The organism is Vibrio sp. Y10_XG_PY6, from assembly GCF_024181795.1.
Taxonomy (GTDB): domain Bacteria; phylum Pseudomonadota; class Gammaproteobacteria; order Enterobacterales; family Vibrionaceae; genus Vibrio; species Vibrio diabolicus.
Window position 1 is genome coordinate 1,744,346 of sequence record NZ_JAMZAQ010000001.1, and the last position, 15,382, is coordinate 1,759,727.

General features: G+C 44.1%; 15 protein-coding genes. 7 read left to right on the forward strand and 8 right to left on the reverse strand.

Annotated features, from left to right (window positions below):
• The first annotated feature begins 4 nt into the window (after window positions 1–4).
• Both flgN and NL644_RS07545 read left to right on the forward strand, forming a co-directional pair.
• A complete protein-coding gene (gene flgN, locus NL644_RS07540) occupies window positions 5–442 on the forward strand; it encodes a flagellar export chaperone FlgN (RefSeq protein WP_006741304.1) in 438 nt (145 codons plus the stop codon).
• Window positions 423–1,169 (forward strand): lytic transglycosylase domain-containing protein, encoded by a 747-nt coding sequence (locus NL644_RS07545; RefSeq protein ID WP_114323463.1) that lies wholly within the window; start codon window positions 423–425, stop codon window positions 1,167–1,169. Before flgN ends, NL644_RS07545 begins: the two co-directional genes overlap by 20 nt.
• Before the next feature lie 437 nt (window positions 1,170–1,606).
• On the opposite strand, the gene NL644_RS07550 is transcribed toward NL644_RS07545, so the two are convergent.
• Entirely contained in the window at window positions 1,607–2,125 is a 519-nt protein-coding gene (locus tag NL644_RS07550) for an NUDIX hydrolase (protein ID WP_005395311.1), read from the reverse strand.
• Between the two features lie 278 nt (window positions 2,126–2,403).
• Between NL644_RS07550 and NL644_RS07555 the strand changes: the two genes are divergently transcribed.
• The gene (locus NL644_RS07555; RefSeq protein ID WP_005395313.1) at window positions 2,404–2,670 is read left to right on the forward strand and encodes a DUF333 domain-containing protein; all 267 of its coding nucleotides are present in this window, start codon (window positions 2,404–2,406) and stop codon (window positions 2,668–2,670) included.
• A gap of 249 nt (window positions 2,671–2,919) precedes the next feature.
• Window positions 2,920–3,576 (forward strand): hypothetical protein, encoded by a 657-nt coding sequence (locus tag NL644_RS07560; RefSeq protein ID WP_048624711.1) that lies wholly within the window; start codon window positions 2,920–2,922, stop codon window positions 3,574–3,576.
• Here NL644_RS07560 and NL644_RS07565 read toward each other — a convergent pair.
• A complete protein-coding gene (locus NL644_RS07565) occupies window positions 3,566–4,408 on the reverse strand; it encodes a YdcF family protein (RefSeq protein ID WP_114323464.1) in 843 nt (280 codons plus the stop codon). The genes NL644_RS07560 and NL644_RS07565 overlap by 11 nt on opposite strands.
• A 131-nt stretch (window positions 4,409–4,539) precedes the next feature.
• Between NL644_RS07565 and NL644_RS07570 the strand changes: the two genes are divergently transcribed.
• On the forward strand, window positions 4,540–5,910 hold the full coding sequence (locus tag NL644_RS07570) for an L-serine ammonia-lyase (RefSeq protein ID WP_005395319.1): 1,371 nt from the start codon (window positions 4,540–4,542) through the stop codon (window positions 5,908–5,910).
• A gap of 335 nt (window positions 5,911–6,245) precedes the next feature.
• On the forward strand, window positions 6,246–7,742 hold the full coding sequence (locus NL644_RS07575) for a peptide MFS transporter (protein ID WP_005395321.1): 1,497 nt from the start codon (window positions 6,246–6,248) through the stop codon (window positions 7,740–7,742).
• A gap of 77 nt (window positions 7,743–7,819) precedes the next feature.
• Here the strand turns inward: NL644_RS07575 and NL644_RS07580 are convergent, their stop codons facing one another.
• Window positions 7,820–8,056: a hypothetical protein gene (locus NL644_RS07580; protein ID WP_005395322.1), complete on the reverse strand. Its 237-nt coding sequence runs from the start codon at window positions 8,054–8,056 to the stop codon at window positions 7,820–7,822.
• Window positions 8,057–8,312: 256 nt separating this feature from the next.
• On the opposite strand from NL644_RS07580, the gene NL644_RS07585 reads away from it, so the two are divergent.
• Window positions 8,313–9,188, forward strand: coding sequence for a LysR family transcriptional regulator (locus NL644_RS07585; RefSeq protein WP_074189789.1), 876 nt, complete (start codon window positions 8,313–8,315; stop codon window positions 9,186–9,188).
• On the opposite strand, the gene NL644_RS07590 is transcribed toward NL644_RS07585, so the two are convergent.
• The 5 genes from NL644_RS07590 to NL644_RS07610 form a co-directional block, all read right to left on the reverse strand.
• A complete protein-coding gene (locus NL644_RS07590; RefSeq protein ID WP_114323465.1) occupies window positions 9,185–9,958 on the reverse strand; it encodes a phosphotransferase enzyme family protein in 774 nt (257 codons plus the stop codon). The two genes, NL644_RS07585 and NL644_RS07590, sit on opposite strands and share 4 nt — an antisense overlap.
• 160 nt (window positions 9,959–10,118) lie before the next feature.
• Window positions 10,119–10,988: a LysR substrate-binding domain-containing protein gene (locus NL644_RS07595; RefSeq protein ID WP_253658233.1), complete on the reverse strand. Its 870-nt coding sequence runs from the start codon at window positions 10,986–10,988 to the stop codon at window positions 10,119–10,121.
• 136 nt (window positions 10,989–11,124) lie between these two features.
• A complete protein-coding gene (locus NL644_RS07600; protein ID WP_005395330.1) occupies window positions 11,125–12,105 on the reverse strand; it encodes an OmpA family protein in 981 nt (326 codons plus the stop codon).
• Between the two features lie 456 nt (window positions 12,106–12,561).
• A complete protein-coding gene (locus NL644_RS07605; RefSeq protein ID WP_253658234.1) occupies window positions 12,562–13,686 on the reverse strand; it encodes a M14-type cytosolic carboxypeptidase in 1,125 nt (374 codons plus the stop codon).
• 113 nt (window positions 13,687–13,799) lie between these two features.
• Complete coding sequence (locus NL644_RS07610; RefSeq protein WP_253658235.1) at window positions 13,800–15,200, reverse strand: FAD-dependent oxidoreductase; 1,401 nt, start codon at window positions 15,198–15,200, stop codon at window positions 13,800–13,802.
• Window positions 15,201–15,382 lie beyond the last annotated feature (182 nt).

Consider the following 15,382-nt stretch of genomic DNA (forward strand, 5'->3'; position numbering starts at 1 on the left):
GATCATGGCAAGCGCAGTATCGCAGCGAATTCAACAATTTATTCGCTCAATACCTGAGGATATCAAGCTCTATCAACAACTTATCCCTTTGCTTCAACAGCAAAAAACGTTGTACTTAAAGTTTGATGGTGAGGCACTGAGCAACAATGTTCAGAAACAAATGCCAATACTCAATAAGCTTAGTCGCTCAGCCAGTGATAGAAGCCAGTGTATGCGAGAGCTGGGGTTAGCGTGTAATGACGCCAGCGTAAAACGAATTTTCAATGCTTTGCCTGCCCAAATAGGTATGCAAGCTAGAAAACAATGGGCGCTATTGGAAACGTTGGTAAGTCAGTGCCAACAATACAATCAGAGCAATGGCCACAGCTCTGCGGCGTTCCATGAGTTGGTCAGTCAACTCAAACAACCTGTGCAACACACTTATGAAGATAAATCGTTCTAAACGATGTTCGTCTTGCCTACAGATTCAGTCGCCATCTCGGCTGAGTACTGTAGGCCTTTTTATTTTTATCGCCTTACTATCCTGCCTTTCAATCACCAGTCAGGCGAAACCAAGCTCAGCTGATATTCAAACGCAATATCAAGTTTTAGCCCCATACAAGCCACAAATTGCCAAGCGTCTCGATTCATCCATCCTGGTGATTCATCATATTTTCAAACAACTGCAAAGCCACTCTTTACCAAAGAGTCTAGCCTTAGTGCCAATGTTGGAATCCTCTTACAACCCCAAAGCCGTTTCTCATGCCAACGCCGCCGGACTTTGGCAACTGATACCAGCAACAGCTCAACGATTCGGGTTGACTGTAGATACAAAACAAGACGATCGCTTTGATACAGAAGCAAGCACAGCTGCAGCACTCAAGTATCTGACGTTTTTATACAACAAATTCGATCAAAACATGGCGCTGACATTAGCGGCCTACAATGCAGGCGAAGGGCGTGTCGCACGCGCTATTCAGCGAGCAGGCAGTAACGACTTTCAGAAGCTCACACTACCTAAAGAGACTCGCCAATACGTTAGTCGATTCTTCGCGCTGGAAAAGTTGATAGATATCGGTCAGTTACAATCCTCATCATTTCAACCTTTACTCTTATTTGCTTCAGATGCTCCGATGGTTTCGCAACCGCTGATCGACTTTAGTCCACTACCTCCGTTGGTCAATTTGTGATAAAAATCACGACAAAATCCAATGTCAGAAAAACGTAAAATTACAAGATCGTGTTCGGCCAATTTGAAAACTCGTGATCTCTATGCAAACGTGTGCAAAAAAGTTGAGGTAAGGTATCTCAAAGATAAGAAAGAGTAGTGGTTTATTAAAAGGTACCCAAATTGCGCTTGCCAATTGGGTAGATATGCGTCACATTGCGTTTGCAAAAAACATGAAAACCAATGGTTGGACCTAATAATTATTTACACACTAAATGTAAAACAGCTATTGTTTTCATAGTTCGAAACAAATTTAAAAATATCAAAATGACGCTTCGCTTGCGCGTCTGGAATAAGTCCGGGTTCCGGGGGGGAGTCCGGACTTTTTTTATCGATTTAAAAGCTGACCTATCAACAGAGCAACGAGTGGGTAAGTCACTATGAGGCGAGCTAAGTTATTTATAGTAATTCTTTAGAAATCAACTGAAGCAAAAACGTTTCGCGCTCGATGCTCATACCTTTTTTTGGGCTTTCTGCCATGGTCTTTTCATTGTGCGCTATCGCTTCGTGGATGTTCATCCATACTGGACGCATTCCATTTTTAACTTCATAGTCTTCATAAGCCGTTTCGCCTAGCTCACGATCAATTTTACATGTATAGCAATACGACACCATGTGCATTACGTCAGCGTCGTCTTTGTACCAAGGACGAAATTCCTCAAAGATCCCGAAAGGCTTAATACCATGGATATTTTGCGCGCCGGTTTCTTCTTCTAGTTCACGAACTAGTCCAGCAATCACATCTTCACCATCATCAATACCACCACCTGGCAAAGTGTAGTCATGGTAACGCTCTGTATAGAGCAACAACACATCTTCACCATCTAGTACGATGGCGCGTGCCGCATTGCGCTGGAAAATAATTTTGTCGTCCAAGTGCTCAATGTCCGGATGAACGGTCGATTTTAAGTGTCTCATCGAAAATACCACTGTCATGTTTTGCGCGCATATTACCGAACTTCACGCTTTAAATCATCGTTGTCGGTCCAAATGCGTTCAAGACATTGGTTTGAACGCAACGGTTCTAACCTTCGTAACAATCCGCAACAAATAGAAGTGTGACGTGATAACCAGTAAAAGATGAGAATATCTAAATTCTTATACGTCCCTCTTACTTTTAACATCGATAAGACAATAATCTCTGAAAGTTGCCTATAATCAATACAATACTCGCCCACCCCATGCGGAGATAAAGAATGAAAAAGACAAATTTAATGATGGCTATGGCTGCAACGTTGGTACTGGCTGGTTGTTCAACTTACGAAGGTGCCACTCGCTCGACTGAGTATACCTCCGTCGCAAATCCTGCAGCCGTTTACTGTGTTCAGCAAGGTGGTGAGTTGGATACCGTTTCGGAAAATGGCGAACGTGTGACTTACTGCGTGCTGTCTGACGATAATCGTGTCGAGCAATGGGAATACTATCGCGACAATCACAAAGAAAGTGAGAGTGGCGACTACTAAAATTTTTTGTCGACACGCCAGATTCCCTCTATCACTTAGGAGCCTTTAGGCTCCTTTTTTATTTGATTTATCAAAACTTTCTCACTTCATTTTTACATACCTCTGACTTTACCGCACATCGATACTATATCGAACAGTGTTCTATTCTTGACATTCCTCTGACATAACTTTCCACTTGGACAATAAAATCCCAAACACAGATCACACTAATTCACATTTCTTCCACATTTTCTGGAACAGGTGAGCAAGATGAAAACACAAATAGTAAAAGAAGCCGAGTCAGCCCCAAGCAACGTTGTTACTGAAGAGTCAAAGCGCATCATTTATAAATCGAGTTTAAGTGCATTGATGATTGTCGCTATCAGTATTCTCGTTAACCTCAGTCTTCGCCTTGATTATGTCGTGTTGGGTTCAAGCCTTGGTGAGCTTTCCATAACAGAAACACTCCAGCTTGTGATGCTTGCGATTGCGTCATGGTCATTTTTTAGCCTATCCAAACAACAGCCTCAGCTAAAGCATGCGGCCATTTTGATTGCCGGCTTTTTCGCGGTGCTCATTATTCGTGAAACAGACTATTGGACAGACATGATTCGTCATGGTTCTTGGGTTTTCCCTGCGCTCGCTGTCACCGCACTGGCTTGCGCCAAAGCTTACCAAGGTGGTAAAGGTACCATGAACGAAATGGCGACCATCTTAACGGTTCCCCACATGAAACTGTTAATTGGTGCCGTGATGCTATTGTTGGTCTTCTCTCGCTTGTATGGCATGGGCAGTTTTTGGCAACAAGTGATGGACGAGAACTACATCCGTGATGTTAAAAATATTTCGGAAGAAGGCATGGAACTCCTTTGCTACTGTTTGATCGCATTGAGCGCAGTCCGCACAAAACGCGAACTTAATGAATAGACTCAGGATCCAAGCGGCGGTTCAATGCAGTTAATATCGGATGAACGATCCTTAACGCTTGTTCCGCAGCTCCTACAGATTCATCCAAGGCCGTCATTTCGATGGCCTTTTTCATATCTTCAATCTGTTGCAAACTATCTTTATCGAGTGGTAAACCGAGCAATTGCTGAATGGCATGTCTCGCGATCATAAGCGGCTTCTTTCGGACAACCGATAAGTCTCGTAAAAATGCTCCCTGCTTGACCCCTTCTAAATAAACTCGGTAAGTCGTGAGTTCATCCAGTAATAAAAATGCCGCTGCCATAGGCCCTTTATGTGGGTATGGTACGCTGATATGTTTGTTGATATCTAATGGTAAGTTGAGAGTAACGCCCATGGATGCGCACTCAAATTTTAGTACTCGTAATAATCCCTGCTCATCCATCAAGGTTTGGATTTCTATGATTCGCTCAAGGTGGTAGTCATTCGACAACAAGGTGACCTCAACCGAACGCGCTGACCATAACTGGAACAAACCACTATCACACAAAACGCGAGAAGCGTAACGCATGTTCTGGAACGTATTCAAAGATCGATTTTCTAAAAGTATTTGATGTTCAGGGAACGGATGCACAGCGGCCGCATTTAGAGATTTAAAATAACTGTACATTGCATCTGCTTCAGAAATGCATTGGCCTTGCGTTAATCCACCACAAAAAATAATCGCCGTTCGCTCTGTCGGCAATGACGCAATCGCATTAGATAAGGCTTCGACTCTTGTTACCCCCTCAACGGTCAATCTGCTATTGACGAGGCGTTTACCTAAAACGATGACCACATTGTCTAACTTCATTTCAAAATCTCGCGCTTAGTTGGCAGTGTTACAAAAATCTTCTTTCACTCCCGGCCTACAGGCTTTAACATCTAGTTAACAACACTGTTCTAGAGACCTTTATAAAGGTTCACTGCTAAAGGAAGTCAATTATGCTGTCGATTTTCGATATATTTAAGATTGGTGTCGGGCCTTCTAGCTCCCACACTAATGGTCCTATGCTTGCCGGATTCCATTTCACTCAACTAGTTAGCGACTCTATGGCGAAAGTGCATCGGGTGCAAGTGGACCTTTATGGCTCATTATCGCTCACTGGGAGAGGGCACCACACAGACCGAGCCACTGTCCTTGGTTTGATGGGAAATAAACCCGATACCATTAAAATGAGTAGCGCTAAAAGTGCGCTACAAAATACGATAGACAACAACACGCTGCTGCTCGCTGGTACGCACCAGATTGAGTTTAGCTACGACCATGACATCGTCTTTCATAGTGACAACCTTCCCCTGCATGAAAACGGAATGACGATTACTGCACTAGACGCTGCGGGAGACCAAGTGGCGTTTGAAATTTATTATTCCATCGGAGGCGGATTCATCGCCACCGCTGACGAACTAGAAAACGGCACGCAACAAGATGAAGTCGCGGTACCATTTCCTTTCACATCAGCGGATGAGATGCTGGAAAAAGCCGAGACTAACGGTTTTAGTTTGGGAGGTATGATTCTACAAAACGAACTGGCATTCCGCTCAGATGAAGAAATTAGCCAAAGAGCAGAACAAATTTGGAAAGTGATGTCGCTCTGCATGCAACGTGGTTTCGATACGGAAGGGATTTTAGAAGGTGGTCTCAATGTCACTCGTCGTGCACCAAACCTTTTGAAAAAGCTCGAAGCCAACGCTGCAGTTGAGAATGATCCAATGGAGATCATGGATTGGATTAACCTCTTTGCCTTTGCGGTTAGCGAAGAAAATGCAGCTGGAGGACAAGTCGTTACTTCTCCAACTAATGGCGCTGCGGGGGTGATTCCGGCGGTATTGATGTACTACCATCGCTTCATCAAAGAGCTTGATATTAAACAGCTGAAAGACTTTCTTGCAGTCGCTGGCGCTATCGGCATCTTATACAAAACTAACGCGTCAATTTCCGGCGCCGAAGTGGGTTGTCAGGGAGAGGTCGGGGTTTCTTCATCCATGGCAGCCGCTGGTTTAACGGCGCTCAGAGGCGGCAGTAACGAGCAGATTTGTATAGCCGCGGAAATTGCGATGGAGCACTCATTAGGAATGACTTGTGACCCGATCGGCGGCTTGGTTCAAGTGCCTTGTATTGAAAGAAATGCCATGGGCGCAATGAAAGCCATTAATGCCTCACGTATGGCATTAAAGCGCACGAGCAAATGCCTTATTTCATTAGATAAAGTTATCGAAACCATGTATCAAACTGGTAAAGATATGAACAAAAAATACCGTGAAACTTCCTTAGGTGGCTTGGCCGTCATTCATATGGCACCGCCATGCGAATAATCAAATAAGCCCGCTATATCATTGCTGGCGATGCACTTCGTCAGCAATTTCCTTTCTCGCAAGACCTCTTTTTATTTGCCAGTAATCCTATAACCCCCCCCTTCAGCCCCAATCAGTAATAAATATAACAAAATTAAACAAAAGCAGAATTAAGCACTGCTTTATTCAAATTGATCTAGAACAACACATTAGCATTTAGCCACCTAAGCATTAGAAAATATAGTGCAGCATTTCCACGTTATGCGACAATTATTTCAATACTCAATCTTTCGTTTCATTACTATTTAATAGAAATAACAATACCTACCTTTCTCCGCTAATGTGAGTACAAAATTATGTGGAATAAACTCAATAAATCCATGATGTTCTGCCAAATGATGTTTGGCTTATCATTTTACGGTGTATTAGTAAGTCTAACTCGATTTTTTCTAGAGGATCTAAATTACAACGAAGCCGATACGATGATGATCGTTGGTGCTTTTTCGGCGATCGGGCCACTTTTCGCGATTGCGGGCGGCTTTATTGCAGATAAGTTTTTAGGCGCTTATCGCTCACTTTCTATCGCATATTTCGCTTTTGCATCCGGTTACGTATTACTCGTGTTGGGGGCTTCTGCTTCTAACGTTCCACTTTCAATGTGTGGTATTGCGCTCGCCAGTTATGGCCGCGGCCTGATGTCACCCTCTTACCCTAGCCTCTATAAACGAACGTTCAAATCACAAGAAGATTTTGAAAAAGGATACCCAATCAATTATTCAGTGAATAATGTTGGCGCCTTTTTAGGTCAATATTTGTTCCCAATGATTGTCCTTGTGATCGGCTTTAATGGCGGTTTTACCATCTCTGCTGTTATGGCAGCAGCGGCATTGATCATGCTATTGGTATTCCGCAAAGATCTTGTTGGCGTAGCCTCTGAGCTTGATCAAAAAACCGTAAGTTTAAAAAACTGGGTACTTTTTGCATTGATTTCATTGGCAATGATCGCGTTGGTATTTTTCATGTTTTCAAACATGGATATTGGCCAAAATATCGTATACGCCATCGGAGGGGCGGCGATCGCATACTTCATATCTCTGATGCTTAAAGCAAGCAAAGCTGAGTCTTTGAAGATGGGGACCATCTTAATTGTGACCTTGCTGACAACCTGTTTCTTTGTTTACTACGGACAAATGATGACCTCGATGAACATGGTTGCTATCAACACATTAAAAGGCTCTCTATTTGGTTTTATTCCGCTCGAACCAGAAGCAGCAATGGCAATGAACCCGCTTTGGTGTATGGTTGGTGGTCCTATCGTAGCTGGCTTTTTTGGGTTGCTGGAAAAGCGCGATATCTACCTCTCTACCGCGACAAAAATCGCCTTGGCATTTGTACTGACCGCGATAGCGTTTGGTATCTTGACGTTTGCCGTGACTACCGTGGGTGAAGATGTCGTGATCATGCCAGAAATCTTTCTCGCTATTCACTTCTTCCAGGCGATTGCAGAAGTCATCGTGGGTTCGATGGTCGTAGCGTTTATTCTTTCCGTCGCGCCGAAGCACATCGAAAACTTCTCTGTTAGCCTATTTTCTGTGGCAATCGCATTGAGCGGTATTATTGGTGCTGCATTTTCAACCTCTATCGCGTTAGAGAAAGGACAGACCATCACACAAGACATTGTACAAAACGTATATGGTGATTATTTCCAATTACTCACTGTCCTTGCTGTCGTGATGGTCGCTATCGCAATGGCAGCGTCACTCATTATTCGCAAGATGCTTGATGCGGCGAAAGAAAGCGATACTCAAGCGCAACCAGTCGAGATCGAAGCTGGGGTTGAAGTTCAAAGCTGAGTTTAATGATTTACCTATCTCAAAATATAAAAAATGCCGCGATATTCGCGGCATTTTCTTAACAACAACATGTTCGATTAATCACGTCGACCACGAAGTTCAATTTTTTGTGTAGCAGCATCCGTTTGGATGATTACCCCGCCATAAGCCGTTTCATTTCGACCTTTCAGCGTCAGTTGAGAATCTGCGCGCTCGACGTCGACCTGATTTTTCGTAGCCATCGTCATATCAATCGTGCCCGTGTATGACCCATCGCCAGCTAATGCTATGTTTGTTGAGCAAACCATCAAACCAAGTGCGATTAATTTTTTCATACGTCACCTCTGTTTTTGTTCTTACTTTCTTTCGATGAAAAAACTGTAACAACAGAAACATGTTCATACGAGGAAAGTCATCATTTACCAAATGGAAATCCAAACCACTAAATTGATATGACCAAGCATATTTGCTGTCCACCGTCGCCTTCAATAAACCATAAGATACGACAGCATGCTTAAATTGACCGAACGTTGTCTTTTATTCAGAAATTCAGAGATATGATTTCTCGGCAGAAGATAAATGAGACGATGTATGAGCATTAATCTGGACATTCAAAACGTATTGGTACTAAAACGGATGTATGAGTTACGTAGCGTCCGATTGGTGGCAGATTCACTCGGAAAGACCTCAGGATCAATCAGCAAAAACCTGACAAAAATGAAAGCGCAGCTCGATGATCCTTTGTTCATTCAGACTAAAAATGGCTTTGAACCGACCGCTTTTGTCGAAGCGAACATGCCACATTTTGAACAAATACTCACCAGTATTGATTCCATCAAACCACAGAGTTTTTCACCCGCTCATTTTGACGGCTCGATCACTATTTATGCGAACACATTGTTTTGGGATTACTTTGGTGACAAGTTTTACTTAGAATTACTAAAACACGCCCCAAAAGCAAAGTTCTCTTGTTTACGTTGGGGGAGCGACGCGAAAAAGCGATTAACTGAGGGTGAAAACGCTATTGCGATTCATTATTTTGATGAGGATCTTCCGCAGTCAATTATTCAAAACGAACTAGGTCGAGGAAAAGCCGTATTTTTTGTTCGAGATGAGCATCCCGCTCAACATTTCCAAGAGCTAGAAAACTATCCCTTTTTACTTTTCAAAACGCCGGGATGGAACGACTACCGATACCCGTTGTTGGAAAGGCTCAACCATATGGGGTTTCGAACCACACCTAAGGTAGAAATTGAACACCCTGCGATGATTCAAAAAGTGCTCCTACAAACGGATCATTTTGGTATAACCATGAGTGGACATGTGCCTAAGGGCTGCCGAAGTATCGCGCTTCCTGGCGGGTTAGAGCTTGATGTTCGCTACGTGATGAGCTGTCGTCGATCACAACAGCAAGCCCCGATAAACCAGTGGTTATTCAATGTCATTAAAGATATCGCCCAGCCCTAACCTAAAAGTCCTAGGGTGATGACTTGTCTATGTTTTCTTAGGTACTCGATATCGTTGAGGTAAGCGGTATGATGGCAATCTTCTAGGTTCGCTTGAAACCTATCATCACCTTGAGCTGCTAACCCCCTCATATGATCAACTAACACGGTGAGTCGGTGTGTCATCACCTCCACCAGCTCTTCCCGTTCCAATCTCGAACAGCCATAAGCGTCACAGAAAAGTTTTGCACGCTGAATTTGTTGCTCCAAACAGCCCATTTTATCGTGCTCATCGGTTTTAAATGGTGCCCAACCATAGACCGAAAAAGCGACATCCCAAACTCTTGGCGCCGGATGCGCCGTATCAAAATCAAACACACCAACGACAAACTCTCCATGGAGTGCCACGTTATATGGCATGAAATCACCATGACAAATCACCTCTTGTGGTGTTCGTGGTGGCAGCATCCAGTGCAGCGTTTCATTTTGATATTGCTTAAGGAAACCCTCAGATGCATCGTGCATATCGCGTAACATTTTTGCCGCAGATTGGAGCGCGGAAACAGAAGCAATGTTGCCAATCAATGGATAGTTGTAAGTCTCTCCTTCGACATAGCTAACCCACTCTTTTCCTTTCTCAATACCAACCGCTTTAGGGCATGCCGTAAAGCCTCGTGAATGAAGATAGGTAAGTAGCTGATGGATAGTCATCGTCCAATAACTGGCAGGACGAGATATCAAATTCCCTTTTCGATAGATGGCATTTTCTCTACCGCCTTGCATTGTTTCCATAACAGTATCCTGTGTGGATTAAGTGCGCATCAGATAACGTAAAGCTAGATCATCATACACTCAAAGCTTTTAGAGAAGGTTGACTGACCCTATAAGAAACCGCGCATTTTGTTAGGTAAATCGCAAGAATAAGTACCGCTGTAAAAATAGACCGTAAACATCAAAGGCTTTGTATTAACCATTGGGCAAAGGTGTTTACGTGTGACTTTTCTGATGCTCTAACTATCATATAGTGTGCGCCGGAGCTGGGCATACGCCAATCTCCGATTTGTACTAATATCCCTTGTTGCAACTCATCCTCAACAAGAAAGTCTCTCACCAGCAAGACACCAAGTTGATTGGTTGCAGCTTGAATAGCAAGCAGTGAATGTTCAAATTCGGCTATCACTTTGCTCACCTTGCCTTGATAACCTTGGTACGCAAACCACACCGGCCAAGATTCATGATAACCGCTGGTGCAGATTTTAGGTGTTTGAGACAACTTCGTGAGGTCATCAATCGGATTTAACTGAATAAAGCCGGGGCTTGCTACAACGATCCAGTTTTCTTGGGTAAGCTGAATAGCTTGTTGCTCTTGCCAACCGCCATCTCCGTTAATAATTTCTATATCTGCGATCGCACTGGCGTTTGGAACCGTATTCGCGGTTGTCGAGATCTTAAAGGAAACATCTGGAAATTGACGCTGAAAATCGGCCAGCCTTGGCATTAGCCATTGCGAGCAAAAACTGTGGGCGACATGTAAGGTAATTTGCTTGTTCTGTGGGCGAGTAAATAAATGATGGGTCGAGGTTGATAAGGTTTGAAGCACATGGTTAACCACAGGCCAGTATTCTTTTGCTGAGCTGGTCAGCGTAAGGTGCGTACCCTTGCGCTCGAATAATGTTGCATTTAACTGCAGTTCTAGCGATTTCACCTGCTGACTGACGGCCGCACGGGTCACATTTAGCTCCTCTGCGGCTTTAGTGAAGCTCTGTAATCGCGCCGTGGCTTCAAACGCTCGGAGCAAATTAAGCGGCGGTAAACTTTGCATAACACTCTCCCAAATACTTGGTAGCCATGGTATGAACTGGTGATGACAAATTGATGAAAGTGCTGAGTTTGTTAAGCGGGATCAAAAAAGCCAGCGTGATACACGCTGGCTTTTGGAACTGTCTCTTAAGCAGGAATTATTCTGCTTTCTCAGTGGTTTGGTATTCAAACGCAGGGACAACTACTTCAACACGACGGTTCATTTGACGACCTTGACGTGTTTCGTTGCTTGCTACTGGGTTAGCTTCACCCATACCTTTCACTGTCATACGCTCAGCCGCAATACCTTTTGCTTGGAACTCGTCAGCAACGGCTTTCGCGCGTTTTTCTGTAAGTTGCTGGTTGTACGCAGCAGAACCCGTCGTATCACTGTAACCCGTGATCTCAACTTGAGCTTGTGGGTAAGTGTTCATCAGATCAACGGTACCAGAAAGGGTCGATGCATCTTTCACTTCTGCACTTTCTAGGTCGAATTGTACTGTCGCTGTTGTTTGAGCAGGGTAAACATGCTCAACAATACGTGTTGCAGGGCGTGTTTCTACTACTTCCTCAACCACTTCTTCTTGAACTACTGGCTCAGAGCCGAACTTGTAGTTAAAACCAATACCGAAGAAATCTGAATCCATATCTTCAATCACGTCATCAGACATATCTTGGTAACGTTGGTATTCAGCACGTAGGCTCCAGTTGTAGTTGATTTTGTACTCAGCACCTAGAGAGCCTGTTGGTACGAAATCTTTTTCGTCACCCGCCATCATGTATGCAGCACCAACTTTCGCGAATAGATTCCAAGAATCCGTTAGCGGTAGGTTGAATTTAGGAGCAAGAGTCAACGCCCAAAGATCACCGTCAACGGTGTTTAGGCCGGGCTTTTTGAAGTTTGCAGTGAAGTCACCAAGGTAATCAACACCGTACTCTGCTGCAACGTACTCGTTGAAGCTGTAGCCCAAGTGCATAGATGCAGCAAAACTGTCGTCGTCACAAGGTTCGTTTAGGTAACACGCATCATTTAGAGAGTTGTAACCTACTTTACCGCCCATGTAAGTGTCAGCAAGTGCAACGTTTGAGATCACACCACCAGCAAGTACAGTAGCCACTGCTATAGCGATTTTTTTCATTATTCTTTTCCTTTTTCTTGTACACAAAGCAACACATCGAGGCAGCATACTGCCGTAAAATATGAAGCCGTAACTTTCTCTTTTCTTCGAACAGAAATAGCTAAATAGCGTAGGAAAGAATCAAAAAATGATATTCAAACGCCAATGACGTAAAACGGAGAAAGATAACCTCAAGACCATCTATTCATGAGCTTCATCCGCATACCCAACCGAGAAATAAAGTCTCGTTGCGTTGGTTTAGCCATAGTCAATTCGTTGCGGAGAATATCACAAAATAGCCAGTTTTCTGTGACGCAAATCACCATAAAAACCCATATTCTCAAATTTAAGAATCGACATTTAAGCCTGTGAATGGCAACAAATTTTTACAGGAGAGAATGGATATCGAAGGCATAAAAAACAGCTCATTTAAAATGAGCTGTTTTCGAAATAATTAACAGACGTTAAGTTATCGAACTAGATTTTATCCGCCACGGTAAGCGTTGCAGCTAAGACATCTTGCCCAAATAATACACTGCGTTCTGGTGACCAACCATAAAGCGGATCTGGGTGATTGTTGTTGTCTTTAAATGGCATCTCGATCGTGTACGACAGGCATTTGAACTGCTCCGCGACCCAGTTTGAGCCTACCGTCAAATTCGCTTTACCCGGCTCATCTTTATCATAACCAATCTCATCTTGGAATTCAGGGGTAATAGTCAGTAGCGCTTGCTTAAATGATGCCTCTAAAGCGGCAAGATTTTCATCGTAAGAAGGAATACCTTCTGAGCCAGCGACGAAGTTATACGGTATCGCTTCATCACCATGGATATCTAAAAACATGTCAACACCCGTTTCCATCATACGTTGACGCACAAGGTAGACTTCTGGACTTTTCTCCATAGACGGAGTTTGCCATTCACGGTTCAAGTTCACGCCTACCGCGTTCGTACGCAAGTGGCCGCGAATACCACCGTCTGGGTTCATGTTTGGTACCACGTAAAGCACTGCTTTTTCCAGTAATGCACGCGCAACAGTGTCATTTTCATCCAGTAAACGTTGGATCATGCCTTCCATGAACCATTCAGCCATGGTTTCACCCGGATGTTGGCGTGCAATCATCCAGATTTTCTTTTTGCCTTCTTCCGGCTCACCAAACGTTAGCAAGCTCATGTCATTGCCGTCTAATGTGTGGCCTAATGTTTCTAGTTGGCAGTGGTGCGCACTTTGTGCCATGTGTAACAAGTCTAAATGACGATCGTATGTGTAAGGCGCAAAGTACGCGAAGTAAATTGAGCTACGCTCAGGGATAACAGTGAAAGTCAGCGTGTCGCCATCGAACTCTGCTGGTATACGGAACCATTCTTCACGGTCGTAAGACGCCGCGACATCGTAACCTTGCCACCCTTCTGGATAAGCCGACTTAGCCAAATCAAGCAGTTTGATCGTGTGCGACTGCTCGGCTTCGGTTTCTAGACGGAAATGGAACCACTGGTAGAATTCCGACATATTGTCATTAGGGATTTTAAGTTTGATGTCATTTTTGTCGTCCGCTTTCACTACGTGAATGCTGCCGCTATCGAAGTTGCTGAATACTTTCATTATATTACTCACCTTTTAAATCTGAGCTTGAAAGACAGAGGCTAACACAAGGCTACATCGCCCCCCAATGACTTTCACTGCAAACTGTCTCGTTTGTGGCTAAAGTCTTCAGTTTAGTCGAGCTTATCCGCTTTGCCTGCTGGTCCTGCGAGTTTCGCTAGCCATTTATCCCAAACAAACGGATGTTTCTCATTGTCTTCCGCTTCCTCTTTTCGGCGAACAGCATTTCGTACCATCATTGCTCCCAGCCAACGTATTGGTTCTGGTGGAAAATACCCAAGCAGTCCTTGCGCTAAACCACTTCGCGTCCATTCGTTATCTAGCCCTAACACCAACGACGATAAAATTTTTCCACCCATTCGAGTTTGAGCAACGCCATTACCTGAATAACCAAACCCGTAAAAGACATTACTTTGCTCATCCAATTGGCCAAAAAAAGGAAAACCAGTTGCGGAGCGATCCGAACCGCCAGTCCAAGAGTACTCAAATTCAGCCCTTTTTAAGCGAGGAAAAAGGTGGTCGAATGATTTTTTTAGTAGCGTTTGATAACGCGTCGGCTTGTTAAACATCGCATCAACTTGGTTGTTGAAAGAGAACTGATTACCGCCTTTACCTAGCATCAAACGGCCATCTGGCGTATCTCGGTAATAATGTACGAAGATGCGTGAGTCCAACACACTCGAACCTGCTTGCCAACCAGATTGAGACAAAGTATCACCAAGCGGTTTGGTAATAACCATATCCGAAGACACCACAACAATACTGTTTTTGAACTGCTTAAATTGCTCCACCATCCATGCATTTAATGCCAACACCACCTGCTGCGCTTGAATGTTTCCTTTAGGTGTACAGACGGTGGCAGGTTTTCCATAATCTAGACGCGTCATTGGCGTGTTCTCATAAACTTCTACACCCAGATCAATAGCAACACGGCGTAACCCTCGCGCGAGTAAGGCGGGTTGTACGTTAGCAGCAACCGGAGAGTAATAGCCTTCAATATGGCGAGGTGAACCCGTATTGGCAAGCAGTTCCTCCACCGAGCAACGACGCCAACTGTTCACATCTAGCCGTTGTAACTCGTCGACAACTGGCTGCATGCCACCTTTCTGAGCCTGATTGGTTGCGGTGTAATAAACCCCTTTTAACGATAATTGCGCATCGATATTGTATTGCTGACAAAAGTCGTCAATCTCCAACACCGCTTGTTCCGACTCTTTTACCAACCAAACAGCATGTTCTTCACCGAATAACCGTTTCAACGTCGGGAACTTGGTAGACCATGTCAGCATACAGCCGCCATTCGCGCCAGATGCCCCACTGCCACACAAGCCCTTTTCGATAACAACCACCTGTTTTTCAGGAGATTGCTGCTTAATCATAATCGCTGTCCAAAGTCCGGTGTAGCCACCACCGACAATAGCAATATCGGTATCAATATTTTGATGTAATGGTTGCGGCGTTTCTGGCTGTTCAGCTTCAATGGCCTGTTTGAACCAGTATGAACTGTGTGTCATCGGATATCCTTGTTAGTGCGTTGCATCGTTTCTGTAAACACTTTACAAACGATGAGCACAATCAACGAGCAAGAATATCTAACGCTGAGCGATAGCAAATGTTGCGCTGAGAGAGTGGAAGTTTCCGCTATCAATGAATACAAAAAAGGGGAGCAGCGCTCCCCAAAACAAACAGCAAGGAT